Source organism: Aeribacillus composti, assembly GCF_031760945.1.
Taxonomy (GTDB): Bacteria; Bacillota; Bacilli; order Bacillales; family Aeribacillaceae; genus Aeribacillus; species Aeribacillus composti.
This window is the reverse complement of record NZ_CP134501.1, coordinates 566,266-585,393: the sequence shown is the minus strand read 5'-3', so window position 1 is coordinate 585,393 and position 19,128 is coordinate 566,266. Positions and strand designations below refer to the sequence as shown.

Below are 19,128 nucleotides of genomic sequence, written 5' to 3'. Positions count from 1 at the left end.
TACCGTATTTACTAAATTCTATTTCATTTTTTCACCAAAGCATGCAGAAAATTCTCTTAAGCTGAATTTGTCTAAAATCTGACTTCTTTTTTTCAAGACTTATTGCACAGCTCTTCTTTTAACAGCTTCGGTAAATAATCGATATGAAATACATCATCTGGAAAGGTGATTCCTAAGTCTTCATCTTCATATAAAAACTCTTGAAGCACCTCATTTAATGCCGTCATATAAAATTCATGCAAAAATTCGTAGCTGAAGGTTTCCCGAGGCATTAAAGATTGCGCACACACATTCGGATGGCAATAATTTAAATACGTGCGGCACGGAGTCGGTCTGACCTCGTAAACTTTGCAAGTATTGGACGACCGATCTAAAAATGGACAGCTCACTTGTTCAGAAATGTACTTGAATTTAAATTGGGGATCTTCATGAAAATCGATGGAGCATACTTTTTCCAGTTGCTCCTTGTTCGATTCGAAATAATTCAATAAATGTTCAAAAATATCTTGCTTTTGTTCTTCTGGCAGGCTTTGAATATATTGCAAAATTAATTTGGCTTCCAAGCGCGTGGTGATAATCGGAAAATAACAACAATAAGCACAGCCTTTAAAACAGGAAGGTTGTATATTCACTTTTGTTTCAATTTCTTTAATTTGGGAATCTATTAATTTTAAGAGTGCTGTAAATGTTTCTAAAATAATTTCGGAAGCACTTTCGTTTTCTGGGTTTTCTAAAATATGATCAATCGTGTCATAAAACAGTTGCTCATCCGGAATATAATGTATATTAATTGTTTCACAGATTTTCAACATGTCTTCGTAGGTTAATCGATTATCCAAAAGACTTCGACTCCTTGCAACAATGTCTTTTCAATATCGTAAATCATCGCCTGCAAAAAATCCATCAGGTACATCTTTTAAAATTTCAGCAACCAAAATGCACCTTTAGCCGTCAAACCGCTTCCAATCAGCCGCTTTCTACAAATGATTCGATAATTTTAACATTCGTTACAGTCCCAGTTTGTCTCAAGTACTTTCAGGTGCTGAGCGCTGGAATATGTCTAGTTTCAGGAGATCATACCCAAAAGACTTTCCTTATTTTAAATATTTTAAAATTAGCTCATAGCAAGTTTTCTTATAAAACTCATGAAGGTGATCTTCATCACGCATTAACCACTGAATGAGACATCCATCGATGATCGAGCGAATCATTTTGGAAGCTGTATCGACATCAATGTCAGCCGAAAACGTTCCTTCCTTTTGACCAAGAGCAACAATGTCGCGGCCGATTTTCCAGCAGTTTTCGTAAAACTTGAGATTTATAAGCCTATATTGTGGATTTCGGCTCGCTTGTGCCATAAAATCAAGATACACTTTGTAAAATTTTTTATTCTTTTTTGGATCGATAAAAACAGAATGGATATAAGCCTCTAATTTATTTATCGCTGCTGTCTGCTTACTAACCGCTTTATACTCTTGTTGATAAATGCGATCCGTCACCCATTCCAGCAAGCTTAAAAAAACATCCTCTTTATTTTCAAAGTAATAATTCGTAACCCCTTTGCTTACACCTGCATAATCAGCAATATCCTGCAATGTTACCGTTTCGTACCCTTTATCTGAAACAGCTTGAAAAGCAGCCCTTAAAATTTGTTCTCGCCTTTCTTCTGCTTTTTTCTTCATAAAAACACCCCTCGAACTTCGGTCATAACGCTATTATACATGAATTTTTGATGATAAAAATATTTTGACCGGTCAGAATAATTTTGTTATCGTAAAAGCAAGAATATGAAAAACAATAAGGGGGATGTCGAGTGGACCACTTCAAAGCGTTAGTAGTGAACAAAACGGAGACAGATTTTTCAGTGAAAGTACAAACCATTTCCATGAATGACCTTCCAGAAGGAGATGTCGTCATAAAAGTTGCTTATTCCAGTGTCAATTATAAAGATGGATTAGCTTCCATTCCGAATGGGAAAATTGTAAAATCGTATCCGTTCGTACCAGGTATCGATCTAGCTGGCACTGTTGTTTCTTCTAAAGATCCGCGCTTTAAAGAGGGAGACGAAGTTATTGCAACAAGCTATGAAATCGGCGTGACACATTACGGCGGCTACAGCGAATACGCCCGCATTCCTGCAGATTGGATTGTCCCTCTTCCAAAAGGATTGACACTAAAAGATGCTATGGCTTTAGGAACAGCTGGATTTACGGCGGCATTGTCTGTCCATCGTTTAGAAGAAAATGGATTAACTCCTGACAAAGGAAAAGTACTCGTTACAGGAGCAACCGGCGGAGTCGGAAGCATCGCAGTTTCCATGTTGACAAAACGAAACTATCATGTTGTCGCAAGTACAGGCAAAGAAACAGAACATGAATATTTACGCGAGCTTGGCGCAAAAGAAATCCTTTCTCGCGAAGAAGTTTGTCCAGAACAGATCCGTCCGTTAGATAAACAATATTGGGCAGCAGCCGTTGACCCTGTAGGCGGGAAAACCCTTGCCGCAATCCTTAGCAGAATTCAATACAACGGCTCTGTAGCAGTCAGTGGGCTAACTGGAGGCAGCGACGTTCCAACGACTGTCTTCCCATTTATTCTACGCGGAGTCAACCTGCTTGGCATCGATTCGGTCTATTGCCAAATGGAATTGCGAAAACAAATTTGGGAGCGAATGGCCGCTGATTTAAAACCTGATAAATTACTAGAATCTATTGCGCAAGAAATCACACTCGATCAGCTTCCTGACGCATTATCGAACATTCTAAAAGGCAAACTGCGCGGCAGAACGGTTGTAAAGTTCTCATAATACTCGCAGCACTTTCTGGGTTTTGATTGAAAATAGTTCCCTTTTTGAAACGGGAAATCGGTATTTAAAAAAATTTTTTAGTGAATTGATGACAAAAAGCTCAGCATATGCCGAGCTTTTTGTCTGTCAACAGTTCTTAAAAAAAGTTTGCAACTCATTACTAGCAACTAATCCGCAGCTTTTTTTAGATGAGCATTTTGTACATTTTTCAACCCAAGAGCCATAAGGTTTTCTAAAGCATAAAAAAGGACTTCACCCCTTATTTGTAGAATTTTGAAGTGACCAAACCACAAAAATCCACAAGGAGGAAGTCACTTTGTATATTCTACAAGAAAGTCTATTTTCCTTTGAAGAATTGCAAATTTTAGAGTCAAAAGAGAAATTACCGATCTTTTTTAGTGCTCTAGATTTGCGTCCTTATGCTAAACAATTGAAAAGTTCTTCACCCCAAGGGGCTGAAGGACATTCCAAAGAAGGGATATTAAGGGCTCTTATCGCTGCCCCATTAGAAGGTATTGATACTTTTACTTCTCTTCACAATCGATTGAAAAATGACCTGCGTTTTCGTTACCAATGTGGTTTAGATATTAGCAGGCCTGCACCATCCATCTCTACTCTTAGCCGAGTATTTTCTTCACTAACCAAAACTGGACTCGTGAAAAGAATCTTTCAAGATCTCGTCCAGTTAGCTCAAGAGGAAGGAGTAATTGATGGAAAACATCAGGTATCGACAGTGCCGCCATTGATGCTTACGAAAAGAAGCAGCCTAAGAAGCGAAGTGAACAAACAGGCAACGCCAATTGGGGGGCAAAGTTTGATTCCTTCGGTAATAAAATTACTTGGTTTGGCTATAAGATGCATCTTTCCGTTGACACCAAAAGTGAATTACCAATGGCGATTGAAGTAACCCCTGCTCATATCAACGATGGGGATGTCGCACCACAATTAATTGAACAAGTAAAGAGTTGTACAAACTCTAAAATTGATTTCCTGATAATGGATGGTGGGTACGACCAGCTTAAAAACTACGAATCTGCCAAGAACATCGGGGCTCAAGCTATTATTCCACTCAATTTGCGTAATGAAAAGGAGCCTCCCGAAGGAATTGCCTCCAATGGAACCCCACGCTGTTCTATGGGGTACGAAATGACTTATTGGGGAGCCAATAAGGACCAGCTCAAATTCAGATGTCCACACGCAACCGGAAAAGTGGATTGCCCATTAGGAATGGCAGCCTGTTCATCCTCCAACTATGGAATGGTAGTAAAAATTAACGTGAATAAGGATCTTCGCCGGTACTCTAATCCACACCGCGATTCCAAACGTTGGAAAGAACTTTACAATGAGCGAACCAGTGTAGAACGGTGCAATTCAAGAATGAAAAGTTATCTTACAGCGAACTCCCTGCATGTGTGGGGAATCGATAAAGTAAAAACTCATATTTACTTGAACGCCATCGTATTACTGGTTTCAGCTCTCGCAATGGCAAAAGAGAGTAAAAGCAACAAACCGCTTAAAAAATTTTTAAAGCGAAAAATTCTGCAAGTACGCCCAAAAAAGGACAAACAGAATATTTGTAAACCAAAGATACAAAATACCCCAATTTATTTGGGTTTCTTTTAAAACTCTTTTTAATAAAAATCTAATTTTGCAAAATGCTCACATACCAAAATCCCACAGAATTCTTAAAGTATTTCTGCGGGATTATATATTAGATTTAATCTTTAAACTTCAAAGAAGTGCTTGTCGGGAAATGAAACAGCACCGTTAGAAGCAACTATTGTGCGATTTTTAAAATTGGTTTGATGGTGAACCCATTCTTGGAATCTTCAAAGGCTTTGTTAATATCGTCAAAATTGTAAAAACGGACTAATTTATCAAACGGGAACAGGCCTTTTTTATAATAATCAACCAATTCAGGGATGAACACTTGCGGCACTGCCTCTCCCTCAATCACACCCATCATCGTTTTCCCTTCTGCCATCAGATCATTGTGGACATCGAGGGTCATTTCAGGTGTAACACCTACAATGGCAACTTGTCCAAGCGGACGCAATGCTTGAAGCGATTGGCGGACAACAACAGGTACACCGGTCGTTTCAACGGCATAATGAGTGCCGCCATTCGTAATCTCTTTAATGTTTTTCACAATATCGACTTCTTTGCTATTTAATGCAGCAGTAGCTCCTAATTCTTTCGCCATCTCCAAACGATTCGCATGAATATCAATAGCGATGATATGTTTGCATCCGACGATTTTGGCTGCCATAATCGCGCTTAACCCTACAGCCCCACAGCCATAGACGGCAATGGAAGAACCGAACTCCGGCTTCAATTTATTTAAAACCGTGCCAGCCCCCGTTTGAATTCCGCAGCCCAACGGTCCTAATAGAGAGATGTCGACCTCTTGATCCACTTTCACAACGTTTCTCTCATTTGCAATCGCATATGCGGAAAAAGAAGATTGGCCGAAAAACGTTGATATTCCTTTGCTATCCTGATGAATCCGATGATTTCCGTCTTCATCCGTTCCGCCGAAATTCAAATCATTAAAATTGACGCATGTCGAAGGATGACCGGTTAAACAGTTTTCACAATGGCCGCAGGAAGCATAAGAAATGACAACATTATCTCCCGGCTCCACAGTTTTTACACCTGATCCGACTTTTTCTACAATTCCGCTGCCTTCATGTCCTAAAACAACGGGAAACGGCGTCAACCCCATATCTCTCGCAACTGCATCCGTATGACAAACTCCGGAAGCCACCACTTTAACTAATACCTCATTCGCCTTTAATTCGGATAGCTCCACATCTTCGATTTTAAAGTCTTCCCCTTTGGTATGAATCACTGCCGCTTTTGTTTTCATGAGAGTATCCCTCCTGTTCGTTTGTATGTATGCCCATCAAAAAAATTTTATGAGGATTTGCCTTTAATATTGACAAGATGCTTGTCATTTATAATCGATCTCATGAAAAATTAACTTTTACATCTCACGCGAGACCCTGCTTCGGAAAAACACTCTTGAACGTACAAAAGAGCGGCAATTCCATAATTGCAAGTGTTTTTTTATGATTTGTTTTTAGGTGCTAATTCAACAGCCTGCCTGATGGCTTCAATCTGTTGTTCGGAAAATTTGTTCATGAACTTTAAAGTCATTTTTTGCTTGTTATTCTCCTTTTTCCCTTGTAAGATTCTTTTACTCTTCCTGATATGAGCATTTCCTCTTTATACTTTCAATGAGCCTCAGGCCTTGCGCGAACCACATAAAAATATTCTCCTTCTATACATCTGGCAGAAAAAAGGGAGGCACTCGACATAAGCTCTTATCAACTTTTTATCAGCGGTAGTAAAATTTGTTCCATCTTCGGACAATGCTGCATTGCACCTTTGCACCACACCTTTATCTTTGTTGTTTCTATTATAACAAAACAGGAACAAATGTTCTGTATTTTTTAAACCTTTTTCTGTCTTTCACAATGAAAGCTGCGGAATGCCTTAAACATTTTCCTGATTGAGCCATTGAATCTTTTTTTGGATGTTGTCATGTCATTCAGACAGCTGCTGCCCGCAATCAGCGACTCGGAATTCCTTAAAAAGAAAAAACAGCCGCAACTCAGAAAGAAAATCAGGTTGCAGCTGCTTTTTCAAAGGAAGAAGATTTCAAATCTTTTTATCCTTTCAAATCAACAGTGTTTCCAAGATGCAGCTCAAGAGAGACGGCAGGCTGTGATCCCTTCAGCATTTCCGCAATGTTTTTCCCATTTTGTTCAGCGGTGTTCATGGCCAGCTTTAATACCGATAGACTTGCTTGCTGCTGAACATTTGATTGACTAAGTGCAACAGAGAGCGCAGCAACATCCATATGATCAACTCCAATTGAAAGTTTACTCCTTTTTATTATCGGCTGCTTTTACCAAATCTGAATTTTTAAGGAGAAAAAGTTTAATCTTTCAGGTTTCTTTTTATATAATATTGTTAAAAAAAGAAGGAGGCGGCAAAAAGAATGGAAGAGGTAACATTAAAAACCATCTTACAGGCTCTAAAAGAACATTCAGAGCATATCGACTCTCGGTTCGACCGGCTGGAAACGAGAATGGACGACCTCGAATCAAGAATGGGCAACTTGGAATCCAGAATGGATAGTCTTGAATCGAGAATGGACAACTTAGAATCGAGAATGAACGGTTTGGAAAAAGAAATGTATTTTTTAAGAACAGACATGGAGAAGTGCTTTAGCCAACAAGAAGAAAAGTAGAAGGCATAGCACTGACTTAACAGATGCACAAGAAACTCTCGACTCGTCTCCACCAAAACGTAAAGCATGACAAAAAACTTAGGCAATTATAGGTTTGTTTTCCCCATTGAGAGAGCAAAAGTATTATTGCCAAAAAATTCCACATACTGCAGCCACACGAAAATTCCCAGCAACTCTTCTTTCCTATCGATCTTTACAGAAATGTTTTTTAAAAAGAATCTTAGATTTTCGTATTAACCGATAAATCTTGTCAAATTTTTGACCATGAAAATTGCAGGCTGACTTTTATGACTACTTTCAAGAGAGCATTATCCCCCTTAGTTTCGCTTATGTCTTTTTAAAGTTTTTTCACAGTCATTACCGGCAATCCTTTATCAAAATCAACTCGATACTCAAATTGATGGCTATTAATAATAGTATTAGGATTACGTTTATGTTTTTCTTTTTTATCCCATTGTACTTGTTCCATTACAAATTTAAACATTTCTAAAAAATCAGCATTTAAACCATGTGTGGTTGAATGAAATATTTTATGATCAACCTTTGATTGGTCAATCAAATAAAAATTTGTTTGACCCAAACCTTTGCAAAAATTCTCTTTTTCTTTGATTGATACTAAATTATCGTCAGTACCTAAAAAAGAATAAATTTGCGCATTATTTATGAATCCTTTATATAAATTTGATAATGTTAAGATATTTTTGTCTTTGACCAATTCTTTTGCTAAATAGGAGAATTCGATGTTTAAAGTCAATTTACCATAATATTTATGAAGAAAACGGTTTGTATATAAATACTCAGGCTTCATCCAAGCAGAATTATCAATAATGAAAGTAAATTCATTTGGCGCCATACGATTACACAGATAAGCTAAATAAGCCCCGTGTGAATGTCCATATGCAATGACCTTATTGACATTATATTTTAATTGATTGTCATTTAAAATAATTTTTACAGCAAATAATGCAGTCAATAAATCCAATGCCTGCATGAAACCCATATCATTAAAATTTTCAATATTTTCATCTAACAATTCATGAAAAGGCAGTGATATTGGATATTTGGCAAAAATTGTAATAAATTCTTCAAAATTTTGAATGGATTTTAATTTCATTAAATCAATATCTTCAATAACATCTTTAAAATCTGTAAGTGAAAAATTTAATTTCACTCTCTTAGAATCCTGCATAAACTCGCTTCCAAAATAATCGCATTGTATCGTAATCAAATTATATTGATCAGCAAATTGCTGTCTCATTTTTTTATAAACATTAGATTGACTATTTGCGCCAAATCCAGGTATAAGTATTAATAATCCTGTATCTTCATTTACGCCAGTTTCAGGTTCCGAGAAGTATATATTAAGTTGTCTTCCTATGTTGTTCCCTGTATAAATGCTGGGATGAGCAGGAATTTTCAATTGGTGGTTCTTAGCCATTTTTTCACCCAATTTCTTCGTTTAATAAATATTTCTTCTCACCACTTCGATAACATCCTTTACATCCTCATCTGACATTCTTGGGAAAATCGGCAATGTTAACGCTTGTTCATACCATTGTTCCGCTTTTGGGCAAATCCCTCTTTGATATCCCAACTTCTGGTAGTACGGATGCCAATAGACAGGAATGTAGTGAACATGGACGCCAATATTTTCGGCGCGAATATTTTCAAAAATCTCCCTTCGGCTCCTTGCCAGCCTATCCAGTTTTAATTGCAGCATATATAAATGCCAGCCTGATTTCGTTCCTTCAAGCTGCTTTGGCAAGACAACACAATCCAGATCTTTAAAAGCTTCATTGTACATGTTGGCAATTTCCCGGCGACGCTTAATAAAACGATCCAACTTGTCCATTTGTGAAATCCCTAACGCGGCTTGTATATCTGTCATACGATAGTTGAAGCCTAAATCAATCATTTCATAATACCATGGACCTTCATCCCTTGATAAATTTTGATTAATGATGCCGTGGGAACGAAAACGTTTTAGTTTTTCGTAATATTCCTCGGAATTGGTGACAATGATTCCACCCTCTGCAGTCGTAACCGGTTTTACAGGATGAAAGCTAAACATGGTCATATCCGCAAGTGTGCCCACTTTTCGACCTTTATACATTGCTCCGAGGGAATGAGCACCATCCTCGATCACCACAAGCCCAAATTCATCAGCTATCTCCATAATGGCATCCATATCAGCCGGCTGGCCGGTAAAATCAACCGGGATAATTGCCTTCGTATTCGCTGTAATCTGTTTTCGTATTTCTTTAGGATCAATATTGTATGTCCGTTCATCTATATCAGAGAAGACAGGCTTTCCCCCACAATAAAGAACTGCGTTTGAAGTAGCTGCAAACGTTATCGGGGTTGTTATGACTTCATCTCCCTCGCTGATCCCGGCAGCAAAACAGGCTCCATGAAGAGCCGCTGTTCCATTCGAAAAAGCAACGGCATATTTCGCTCCAACATAATCGGCTACTTTTCGTTCAAACTCTTCAATTTTTGGTCCTTGCGTTAAAAAAGGCGATTTTAGCACAGCTACGACCGCTTCGATATCTTCATCCGTAATCCATTGTCGTCCGTAGGAAAGGAAAGATTCCCTTTTTTTCATTGTTCCACCTTCATTTACAACAATATGTCCCAACTTAATGGGGTTCCTTTTTTGACGTCTTTTTTAATTGTTTTGCCAAGAACTATATCATAATATTTTGGCGGCAATCCATGTCCAGGTCGAATCGCACGAACATTCTCTTTGGTGATGGTATCCCCTGCCTTTAAATCCTCTGTAACATAAAGAGAACGTCGATGTTCAAGCGAAGGCTTTTCCGCATTTGTAGGGCCGTAATGAACAACACCTAAGCTAAGCCAAGCTCGTTCCGTTTCTTCAACAAGCATTTTCATTTCATGGGGCTCTAGTGAAAATGCGGCATCTACTCCTCCTTCTGCACGGGAAGTGGTGAAATGTTTTTCAATTACCGTTGCACCAAGACCTACGGCTGCCACCGCTGCCCCAATGCCCATCGTATGATCAGACAAGCCGACTTCAACTCCAAACAATTCCCGCATATGAGAGATCGTTGCAAGATTTGAGTTTTCTGGTGTTGCAGGATATGTACTTGTACATTTCAATAATATTATTTGATCATTGCCTTCTGAACGAACAGCTTGAACTGCTTCATCCAATTCCGCAACAGTAGCCATTCCAGTCGAAATAATGACAGGTTTTCCTGTAGCAGCCACTTTTTTAATTAACGGTATATCTATATTTTCAAATGAAGCAATTTTATAAGCTGGCACATTTAATGTTTCTAAAAAATCAACTGCTGTTTCATCAAAAGGGGAACTGAAAGCAAGCAATCCGTGCTTTTTGCAACGTTCAAAGATCGCTTCATGCCATTCCCACGGCGTGTATGCTTCTTTATACAGGTTATATAATGATTGACCTTTCCAAATATTTGTCTCACTCTCAATAAAAAATTCGCCTGTATGAATATCTAAAGTCATTGTATCAGGGGTGTATGTTTGCAGTTTTACCGCATCAACACCAGCTTCCGCCGCAAGATCAACGATTTTTAAGGCTCTTTCTAAAGATTGATTATGATTCCCTGACATTTCCGCAATAATAAAAGGCTTTTGACTTGAACCAATCAGACGATTGCCTATTTTAATATCCTTACTCAAGATGTTATCCCTCCAAAATAGCCTGAACAACGGGATGTATAGTATTTTTGTCCCGATATCCGAACAACTCAAAAGCTTTCCTTCTCATCGATGCAAGCTGACGAGGATGGGAAATCGCTTCAATCAATATATCGGCATAATCAGATACACTTACATCTTCGTGCCAGCCAAGATTCCATATTGCTCCATACTCTGCAACGTCTGCTGTTGATTGTCTTTGGTTATCCGCAACAATCGTAACAATGGAAGGGAGTCCGAGAAAGCATCGCTCCAACATTGTTACACCACCTGCACCAAATGATAAATCAGCTTTTTTCATTAAGTCGGCAATATAATTGATTTGGCAATGAAAATTCAGATTAAAATCAAGACACATTTTTTTTATTTGTAAACGATTTGGATTGGCATTGCCGACCACAACATCTATTTCCATATCATTAAGTGGTAATCTTTGCAATGCAAACAAAACTTTCTCCGTTTCATTTGTCGGATCGCTTCCGCCAAAAAAAATCAAAAGGCGTCGAACAATACCGCTCCAACTTTTTAATGATTTTTTTGCTTTATAAAACTCAGATCGCAAAATCAAATATTTTGGCCCTAAAAAAAGTCTACAATCTGAAGGAACAAGACCTAAATAGCGGTGTTCATAATTTTTATAGTAATTTTGATCTAACAGTAAATGGCAATCGTGAGGACGGTTGGCTAAATCGTCAATCACCATCACTTTGTGAACATATTGTTGGACATGTTTCTCCCATTTTTGATCCAGCTGGTAGTGATCCACAATACACCAATCAATATGCATTTTCATTTGACGGATCACTTCAATTGTTAAATGAACATCCTTTTCTTGCGCAAAACTTGAATCATGTATAATAGGAAATACATCAAATCCTTTGTTTTTGACATATTCGCATAAATCCCCCAACCCGGCTCTCATTACAAATCCAACATAGCACCCTGTTTCACGCAGCATTTCTGCAAAAGTTAAGCACCGCATAACATGACCTGTACCTATCTTAACCGACGAATCAACACGGATTAAAATATTCATATAAATTCACCAGCAATGAATGTGTTAACACACTCTCTTTTTAATATTTAATCTTTTAGAGCGTTGACCAGTTTAGGTTCTATATGCCCTAATTTTCCATCTAAATATTGGTCAACAATATCATTATTGAAAGTCTGATAAATCAATCGTAAATGCTGTGGTGTCCAATCCGTTCCAACAAATAATTTGCCATTTGTTTTTTGGGGTACATATTGTGGTATTACTCCTTTGCGTAATCTTTTTAATATTTCTACTAGATCTTGTGCTGCTTTTATAACTGCTTTACAAGCCACATCATGAATTCCATCGCCATATTCTAGTTCGGGAACAGAATGGTGAATAATGTCCCCTCCATCAAGTTTGGAAGTTAAACGATGTATGGTCATCCCCGCCCAGTTTGGCCTTAACATATAAAAAGGCCAAAAAAGTGTTATATTTCCCCGATACCATGGAGAGAGGCCGCCGTGTATATTCCATGCAAAATCCGGCAATATATCAATAATATGATCTTCGATTTTATGTACTCCATATGTTAACACAACATCTGGTTTTTGACCTACCAGCCATTGAAGCATTTGTTCACCATTAAATTCAGATTTTTTCACTTTTAATGTCGGGATATCTTTATAAACTTTCAAATGACGGCCAAAATAAGCCAGTTCAGCCTTCTCGCGATCATGAAAATGACGGATAAAATTTTCTCGGTCAATGGGCTCTAATTCTTTCGACGGAACAGGCATAAAGGCCTCTCGTTCCTCAATCAAATGTCCATGAAGCAAATCGTTTTCTAATAATGTATTGGCAATAAAATAATGGCGTGGATGCGAACCTGACAGAAGCACTATTTTCATTCAAATAAACTCCTTTTTTCATAATATGGTCCTTTGAGTAAACCTTTTTCTTTTAATAACTTAATAGCATTCATTAAGTTATCGAGATGAATACCAGACAACTGAGCAATATCCAATAATGAATGTTCTCCATCTGAATAATTTAGCATAGTTAAAATAGCATTTAATTGTTTTCTATTATCTATTTTTTGGTTGTTCGATGCATTTCCATTCAAAGGTGTATTTATATCAGGATAAAGACCGTGTTTATCTAATTTCACTTCTCCAAACGGATTTGTATTAATATAGTAACCATCCCACTCTTGGATTTTTAAAATTTTTTCTATTTCGTTAACACCGTCTATTAATTTTTCGATCGTCATTACTTCTTTTGTATCAAGGGAATTATGGTATCCCTTATATTGTCCATAAACCATTCTTGCAAATTGTCCTACTGGCAGATTAAAACCTGGAGAACAATATTGTCTTTCATCCGAGCCATGTGTTGGTGTAAAAGGTCTGACAATCAGTTCCATTTCCCCAGTTGATATTAAGTAGTCTACTATTTTATTAATGGGAGCCTTTTTATTTCTGGAACGTTTAAAACTTAAAGGATAATTTTTTCCGCCAAGACATGTTAAAACAAATCCTGAATACACATTTTTGCGCAAATGTTCTCCGAAACGATGTAAATACGCAATCGATCCAATCGTTTCTGGCACAAAGACAAAACGATAAGTAAATTTTCTATCTCGATATTCTTTCATCCGATTATATAAAAATGCAGCAACGATTGGTCCGCTTAGTTCATTGTTGGCCATCGATGGGTGGCAAATATATGTACTTATTAATATCTCTTTGCTTGATTGCCCAGGTAAAATAGCGTGGGCATAATTCAGCTCTCCATCTTTAAGTTCGCTATCGATAAAAGCATGATAGGTTCCTTCTTTCAAACTTTTGAATTGATTATAACTCATACAAAATCCCCATCGTTCTTTATAATACGATGTCACATATGGAATCGCGTCTGGAAGATGCGGAATCGTGTGAATAAATGGTTTCAATTCTTCTAAAGACATTTTTTTATTGACAGGAACGCTGTAATTCAAAACATGAAGATTATGATTTTTCATATTAATGATTTCATTGCCATCTTCATCCTTGATCCATGCTTCTCTAATAACCCATTCTTTCGGAATTTCCCAATCAAAAACTTTCGTGCCTGTTTTAACAGAAAACATTTCCAAAGGAATAAACTTTTTTAAAATATTAATCGTTTTCCTAACCCCTTCACCAGTTATGCTCCGGGTTATGGGTAAAAGTTCGTCAAATAACTGATCCATTAATTCAAATTCATTTTTCATTCTATACGTCCTTTCATAGTGTGAGAGAAAATCCCCTTAAACCATTTTTTTACGTCAAAAAGTCCCCTTAATGTCTATTTAAACAACCGGTTTTTGTTGGATATGTTTGTTTAAATTTGCGATTTCAGGATGCTTTAATAAGAAATTAATGACATCAACACTAGAAACCAGCGGGTCTTTAAAATAATCAGCAACCGCTTTGCAAAGAGCGTAATCTTCCTCTGTATCCAGAGTAATTCTTAACTCTGGTTGCCGCCGAGTAACCGGTACTGAATAGGAAGCACGTTGAAACTCTTCTTTAAATTCATATGCATAATAGGTTACATGTTCGCGATGGCGAGGTTCATGACCATGTCGATGAATATACTGCAAAGCCTGATAAGAGATCAATTCAACAGCCAGTCCCCTTGGTAATTCCCCATCTAAATCAATAATATCGACTTTTTCTTGCTCCATTAGTTTGACAATCTCATTAGCCATTTCAAAATCAACAAATGGACAATCTGCCGTAACACGCATCACATAGTCAGGTTCATAAATTTTCGCACATTGGACGTAACGGTCCAACACATCCTCTTCCGAACCTCGAAAAAATGAAACTCCATGGCGCTTGCACCAATCTTCTACTTTGTCATCCTGAGATAAAGTAGAAGTCGCAACAATGACATCACTCACACCTTTTATTTTTTTGCAACGTTCTACAACATATGTAAGAACATCATGATCGCCCAATGGCTTTAAAATTTTCCCTGGCAAGCGGGATGAACCCATGCGGGCTTGAATAATGATAATGTTTTTCATACAACCACTTCCAAATATTTTTTGTTTTCTAATACGTTCTCAGATATTAAAATACTATTTTTATCCATTTAACACATCTTTTAATTGTATTAAAGATTCAATACGGATATCTGCTTCATATTCTTTTGGCATTTCTATAGATCGATACTGACCTGTCATTACTCGAATCGTTCTAAACCCTAGAGGCTTGATGCCTACAAAATCTTTTTTAGGGTTATCTCCAATATAAACAACATCATGCGGACTAACCTTCTCCCTCTTTACTATATGCATAAAACAATATGGAGAAGGTTTAGCATTATGAATACCATATCGATGGGTTACATAGCAGTGTTTCATTTTTTTATATAGATGAAGTGCCTCCAATTTATTGTGCTGAACGATTTTGTTTCCGTCTGTCACAATATATAGAGGATGATCTTTAAGTTGTTCAAGACATGTTATCGTTGTTTCAGGAAGCACAATATCCGGTTTATGCATTCGATAGACAGATATACATTTTCGCACCATTGTTTTAGAGTAAGCACCAAAGTGATGTAATAAATCATCAAAAATGGCTCCGCGACCATTTGTTTGTAGGCGCGTCCACATCCATTCAAACAATTCTTCTTCACTTATGTTAATTATATTACGCAAAAAAGCGGCTACTGCTCGAAAACCGCTTCTCACAAACGTCAGTTCATCATATAGTGTATCATCAAGATCGAATACAACTACTTTCATATTATCATATCCTTAGCATACCGAATTAATGTTAACTCTCGAACACTCCTATTAAACGGATAAGCATCAAGATTCTCCCCTAATGATTCAAGAAGAAACCAATAAAAACTATCCAAACCAGCTGCAACACTTAATGTAGACGCACCGCCAAAGCGAGGATTACATTCCACTATGTTAGGGATTCCCTTTTTATCGACTATGACTTGAAACATCACATGTCCATAGAGCTCAAAAGATTCAGCTACTTTCTTACCAAGCTCTTCAAGTTCAAGATTTCTTACCGTTTGTGTAATTTGAGACTCTCCTCCAACAACAAGAACACGCTTTCTTACAATTACTCCTTTGCTGTTTCCATTTTTGTCAACATAAACATCAATACTATATTCTTCCCCATCAATAAAAGGTTGATAAATTGGTGAATTCAGCAATTTTGAACGACAAACCGCCTCTTCTTTTGAAACATTAACAGCAATATTTTTAGATCCTGATCCAAAACATTCCTTTACAACAAAAGAATCTGCGCAAACGGCATCTATACTTTCAGAAGTGTAAATCATTGGGAAACCCAGCTTTTTTCCTTCTTTAAAAAATATTAATTTATTTAAAGTTTTTTCTAAAGAAGAAAGGTTAGAAACCATAATTTTGATACCGTTATTTTCAAAAAAATGTTCATTTCGAGCCAAATACAAAAGTTCATCGTTACGCGTAGGAATAATAGCAAAGATATTATGAGAATGACAGTATTCCACAATTTCATTGATTGATAACTCTTGAAGCAAGGGCATATGCCAAAAATAGTCTACAAAATATCGGCCTATACACTGCTTATTTACATCTCCCCCAAACAATTTCCCTTCTTTATGTAGACGATTCATAGCATCTATAACTAACTGAATCAATGGCACTTTTCCTGAAATACTAGTAATAAGAACATTCATAAAAAACCCTCATTATTATTTTTTTATATTTTTATGCAAACAATGAATGCAAATCAATTCACTTAACAATCATTACTAGTAAAATCTTTTACTCATTCCATCTTTTATTGTTGATTATATGAAATAAGTTTAGGGCGTAATCTTCTCCATGTAAACTTTACAGTCTCCCAAGTATAAGGAGGTTTTGCCCGAAGATTGTAATTAGCATCTAAATAATTAGGATATAACTCAATCGCTTTCAGTAAAAACATTTTTCCATCTTTTATTTTTCCATTAATTAAGTTTATTGCTCCCAAGTTATTCAATGAAGCCCCATCGTTCGGACTAATATTAATGACATTTATAAAAGAGCGCTCAGCCTCTAGAAGGTCTTTCATTTTTAAAAAATAAATTCCTTTTAAAAATGAAACCATCTCATTATCTTTATCATCTTCTAATTTTATTAAAATTCTATATCCCTCTTGCCATTTTTCTAAGCGAAAAAGAAGAGCAACATAATCACATGCATTTTGAGTATAAGATAAAGATCTTCTAAATATAGCATCTCTCATCTTTTCTAAAGAATAAGAAGATAGAACTTTTATTTCATGCTCATGCATCTTCGACAGACTAGCAGATAAATTATTAGAATGTCTTCTAATGTCAACTAAGTATTTATCGATATGTGCTATTCCACTATGTTCACTTATACGCAGCCATAAATCCCAATCTTCAGAATAACGATAATTTGTATTAAAACCACCAACTCGCTGAAACAATTCTCGACTAACTAACACGCCACTGGTAGCAATTGTATTTCTCAATAACAAAAAACCAAGTGCTTCTTCTTTTTTATATTGACGACCAAATTGTAACTCATCAACAACTACTCCATTCTCATCGATATGACGATAGTTCGGATGAACAAGAAAATATTCTTTTTCATTGCTTTTTTTATTTAAATCATCCAAATATGTTTCGAGTTCTTCCACTAACGTTGGATGGGCAATATCATCAGAATCCATAAACAAAATCCAATCACAGTTTGCTCGTTCCACTCCAATATTCCGTGCATGTGCTGAACCAAAATTTTGTTTTAACTGAATAAGTTCTATGTTTTTATTTTTCTTTATCAGTTTACTAACTACCTGTACGGTACTGTCTTGACTGCAATCATCAACAATAATTATTTTATCAAGTGGTCTTGTCTGATTTAAAAGACTATTAATCGTTTGTTCAATATATAACTCTGAGTTAAAGGATGGAATAACCGCGCAAATAGTAGTCATTATTTATCACCATTAACAATTTTAAATTAATGATTCATGTTTAATAAAATTTCACTTCAAACAGTTTATTTAGTACTCGCAAATTCTTCATTGTGCTCTTCCTTCTCAAATTTGTCTAAAAGTATTTGTTTATATAAGTTGTCTAAATTATATTTTTGATTTTCCCATGAATAGTATGATTTAGCCTTACTAAAAGATTCTTTCGCAAAAGTATGATTTTCTAACTTATCAACAATATCATTAGCGATAGATATTAAGTCTAGTTCAACCGGATAAACAATTCCTACACCAAACTTTTTCACACATTCAGAAAAGGCAAAACCATCATATGTAAAAAAAGGTATATCAGAAAAGATAGCGTCAAATAACTTGTTTGGAATAGTATATTTATAGTTTCCCAACATATTTTCTCCATAGTGATGTGGAAAATACAAGTAACCATCACAAGCATATACATATTTAATTAAATCCTTATAATCTAATCTACCCAAATATATAATCTTATCGGAAATTTTACTTTCTCTTTCCACACAATCAACTGATAAACCATCACCAATAATAACAAGTTTATAATGACTCGGCATAAGCTTTACCATTTCAATAATAGTATCTATACCTCGATCAGGCATAATATTACCAGCAAACACCAAATATTTTAGTTGTTCTTTTAATCCAAGTTCTTGACGTATCTTCTGTTTACAATCACTTATTACATCATCTGAATGTCGAGTATTATAAATTACAGTTTTGGGACAAGTAAGACAATATTCTTCTGAAAGAACATTTAAAGTTTGTTCACTAACAGTTATAATTCCATCCGCATAACGTATATAATTTCCACGGTTTTTCGTTAGTTGAACAGCAGTCTTATATTTATTTATGTCATTTCCATAATATCTCTTTTCAATATAATCTGGAAAATACTCATGAGAATCCGCAATCCATTTTGCCTTCTGCTCTCTAGCCATTAAATAGCCCATTGGCCACGTCTCCGGATCGTGACAATGAAAAATATCAAAACGTTCTTCTTTCAATAAAGCTTCTCTTAATTGAAAATGAGCAATTAAATATTTATCTATTAAAACTGAAGTGCCTAATTTATAGTCTAAAACTCTTCTAATATGAACATTTTCTATATAATCATATTCTCGGTCACCTTTTTCTTTTTGACAAAAAAGCGTTACTTCATATCCTAATTCCGCTAATGTTTTGGTTATTCTCCATATTCTGGGATCTTTTGTACTTGGATTATCTGATAAAACGGCAACTCTAAACTTTTTCATTATTAACACCCTCAAAAAATTTATTCCATAATGATGATGCCACAAAACCAGAGTAAAAGATACTTACAGTATATATATCGATAAAATTTATACCGTCTTAACTATTCCAACCCGCCACTCTTCCATCA

Annotated in this window: 17 protein-coding genes and 1 pseudogene; 3 read left to right on the top strand and 15 right to left on the bottom strand. The window is 36.2% G+C overall.

Annotated features, from left to right (window positions below):
- Positions 1–92 precede the first annotated feature (92 nt).
- Both RI196_RS02930 and RI196_RS02925 read right to left on the bottom strand, forming a co-directional pair.
- Complete coding sequence (locus RI196_RS02930; RefSeq protein WP_311066871.1) at positions 93–839, bottom strand: YkgJ family cysteine cluster protein; 747 nt, start codon at positions 837–839, stop codon at positions 93–95.
- 255 nt (positions 840–1,094) lie between these two features.
- Positions 1,095–1,682, bottom strand: coding sequence for a TetR/AcrR family transcriptional regulator (locus tag RI196_RS02925; protein WP_311066870.1), 588 nt, complete (start codon positions 1,680–1,682; stop codon positions 1,095–1,097).
- 131 nt (positions 1,683–1,813) lie between these two features.
- On the opposite strand from RI196_RS02925, the gene RI196_RS02920 reads away from it, so the two are divergent.
- Positions 1,814–2,806: an NADPH:quinone oxidoreductase family protein gene (locus tag RI196_RS02920; RefSeq protein ID WP_311066869.1), complete on the top strand. Its 993-nt coding sequence runs from the start codon at positions 1,814–1,816 to the stop codon at positions 2,804–2,806.
- Between the two features lie 316 nt (positions 2,807–3,122).
- Positions 3,123–4,309: pseudogene (locus tag RI196_RS02915) on the top strand (transposase); the annotation flags it as partial.
- Between the two features lie 274 nt (positions 4,310–4,583).
- On the opposite strand, the gene RI196_RS02910 reads toward RI196_RS02915, so the two are convergent.
- Positions 4,584–5,675: an NAD(P)-dependent alcohol dehydrogenase gene (locus tag RI196_RS02910; protein WP_027725901.1), complete on the bottom strand. Its 1,092-nt coding sequence runs from the start codon at positions 5,673–5,675 to the stop codon at positions 4,584–4,586.
- 804 nt (positions 5,676–6,479) lie between these two features.
- Complete coding sequence (locus RI196_RS02905) at positions 6,480–6,671, bottom strand: YjfB family protein (RefSeq protein ID WP_311066868.1); 192 nt, start codon at positions 6,669–6,671, stop codon at positions 6,480–6,482.
- A gap of 141 nt (positions 6,672–6,812) precedes the next feature.
- Here RI196_RS02905 and RI196_RS02900 point away from each other — a divergent pair, with 141 nt between their 5' ends.
- Positions 6,813–7,064 (top strand): hypothetical protein, encoded by a 252-nt coding sequence (locus RI196_RS02900; protein WP_311066867.1) that lies wholly within the window; start codon positions 6,813–6,815, stop codon positions 7,062–7,064.
- A 337-nt stretch (positions 7,065–7,401) separates the two neighbouring features.
- On the opposite strand, the gene RI196_RS02895 is transcribed toward RI196_RS02900, so the two are convergent.
- From RI196_RS02895 to RI196_RS02845, 11 genes are all read right to left on the bottom strand, one after another.
- Positions 7,402–8,502: a DUF2920 family protein gene (locus RI196_RS02895; RefSeq protein ID WP_311066866.1), complete on the bottom strand. Its 1,101-nt coding sequence runs from the start codon at positions 8,500–8,502 to the stop codon at positions 7,402–7,404.
- Between the two features lie 21 nt (positions 8,503–8,523).
- The gene (gene pseC / locus RI196_RS02890; protein WP_311066865.1) at positions 8,524–9,669 is read right to left on the bottom strand and encodes a UDP-4-amino-4,6-dideoxy-N-acetyl-beta-L-altrosamine transaminase; all 1,146 of its coding nucleotides are present in this window, start codon (positions 9,667–9,669) and stop codon (positions 8,524–8,526) included.
- 14 nt (positions 9,670–9,683) lie between these two features.
- Entirely contained in the window at positions 9,684–10,670 is a 987-nt protein-coding gene (gene pseI, locus RI196_RS02885; protein ID WP_311067321.1) for a pseudaminic acid synthase, read from the bottom strand.
- Between the two features lie 73 nt (positions 10,671–10,743).
- Positions 10,744–11,793, bottom strand: a complete 1,050-nt coding sequence (gene pseG / locus RI196_RS02880; RefSeq protein WP_311066864.1) for a UDP-2,4-diacetamido-2,4,6-trideoxy-beta-L-altropyranose hydrolase — start codon at positions 11,791–11,793, stop codon at positions 10,744–10,746.
- A gap of 47 nt (positions 11,794–11,840) precedes the next feature.
- Entirely contained in the window at positions 11,841–12,644 is an 804-nt protein-coding gene (locus RI196_RS02875) for a formyl transferase (RefSeq protein WP_311066863.1), read from the bottom strand.
- Entirely contained in the window at positions 12,641–13,987 is a 1,347-nt protein-coding gene (locus tag RI196_RS02870; RefSeq protein WP_311066862.1) for a DUF4910 domain-containing protein, read from the bottom strand. Before RI196_RS02870 ends, RI196_RS02875 begins: the two co-directional genes overlap by 4 nt.
- 78 nt (positions 13,988–14,065) lie before the next feature.
- On the bottom strand, positions 14,066–14,788 hold the full coding sequence (locus RI196_RS02865) for a cytidylyltransferase domain-containing protein (RefSeq protein ID WP_311066861.1): 723 nt from the start codon (positions 14,786–14,788) through the stop codon (positions 14,066–14,068).
- A 60-nt stretch (positions 14,789–14,848) separates the two neighbouring features.
- Positions 14,849–15,511 (bottom strand): HAD family hydrolase, encoded by a 663-nt coding sequence (locus RI196_RS02860; protein ID WP_311066860.1) that lies wholly within the window; start codon positions 15,509–15,511, stop codon positions 14,849–14,851.
- Positions 15,508–16,449, bottom strand: a complete 942-nt coding sequence (locus RI196_RS02855; RefSeq protein ID WP_311066859.1) for an ATP-grasp domain-containing protein — start codon at positions 16,447–16,449, stop codon at positions 15,508–15,510. The genes RI196_RS02860 and RI196_RS02855 overlap by 4 nt, the downstream gene beginning before the upstream one ends.
- A 104-nt stretch (positions 16,450–16,553) precedes the next feature.
- Positions 16,554–17,717 carry a glycosyltransferase gene (locus tag RI196_RS02850; RefSeq protein ID WP_311066858.1) on the bottom strand — a complete coding sequence of 388 codons (1,164 nt, stop codon included), beginning with the start codon at positions 17,715–17,717 and terminating at the stop codon, positions 16,554–16,556.
- Positions 17,718–17,782: 65 nt separating this feature from the next.
- Complete coding sequence (locus RI196_RS02845) at positions 17,783–19,000, bottom strand: glycosyltransferase (RefSeq protein ID WP_311066857.1); 1,218 nt, start codon at positions 18,998–19,000, stop codon at positions 17,783–17,785.
- Positions 19,001–19,128 lie beyond the last annotated feature (128 nt).

Bases quoted from the DNA above. Each gene is read 5' to 3' on its own strand.
- RI196_RS02925 (WP_311066870.1), bottom strand. From the start codon at position 1,682: ATGAAGAAAAAAGCAGAAGAAAGGCGAGAACAAATTTTAAGGGCTGCT.
- RI196_RS02910 (WP_027725901.1), bottom strand. From the start codon at position 5,675: ATGAAAACAAAAGCGGCAGTGATTCATACCAAAGGGGAAGACTTTAAA.
- RI196_RS02905 (WP_311066868.1), bottom strand. From the start codon at position 6,671: ATGGATGTTGCTGCGCTCTCTGTTGCACTTAGTCAATCAAATGTTCAG.
- RI196_RS02900 (WP_311066867.1), top strand. From the start codon at position 6,813: ATGGAAGAGGTAACATTAAAAACCATCTTACAGGCTCTAAAAGAACAT.
- RI196_RS02895 (WP_311066866.1), bottom strand. From the start codon at position 8,502: ATGGCTAAGAACCACCAATTGAAAATTCCTGCTCATCCCAGCATTTAT.
- pseC (WP_311066865.1), bottom strand. From the start codon at position 9,669: ATGAAAAAAAGGGAATCTTTCCTTTCCTACGGACGACAATGGATTACG.
- pseI (WP_311067321.1), bottom strand. From the start codon at position 10,670: ATGTCAGGGAATCATAATCAATCTTTAGAAAGAGCCTTAAAAATCGTT.
- pseG (WP_311066864.1), bottom strand. From the start codon at position 11,793: ATGAATATTTTAATCCGTGTTGATTCGTCGGTTAAGATAGGTACAGGT.
- RI196_RS02875 (WP_311066863.1), bottom strand. From the start codon at position 12,644: ATGAAAATAGTGCTTCTGTCAGGTTCGCATCCACGCCATTATTTTATT.
- RI196_RS02870 (WP_311066862.1), bottom strand. From the start codon at position 13,987: ATGAAAAATGAATTTGAATTAATGGATCAGTTATTTGACGAACTTTTA.
- RI196_RS02865 (WP_311066861.1), bottom strand. From the start codon at position 14,788: ATGAAAAACATTATCATTATTCAAGCCCGCATGGGTTCATCCCGCTTG.
- RI196_RS02860 (WP_311066860.1), bottom strand. From the start codon at position 15,511: ATGAAAGTAGTTGTATTCGATCTTGATGATACACTATATGATGAACTG.
- RI196_RS02855 (WP_311066859.1), bottom strand. From the start codon at position 16,449: ATGAATGTTCTTATTACTAGTATTTCAGGAAAAGTGCCATTGATTCAG.
- RI196_RS02850 (WP_311066858.1), bottom strand. From the start codon at position 17,717: ATGACTACTATTTGCGCGGTTATTCCATCCTTTAACTCAGAGTTATAT.
- RI196_RS02845 (WP_311066857.1), bottom strand. From the start codon at position 19,000: ATGAAAAAGTTTAGAGTTGCCGTTTTATCAGATAATCCAAGTACAAAA.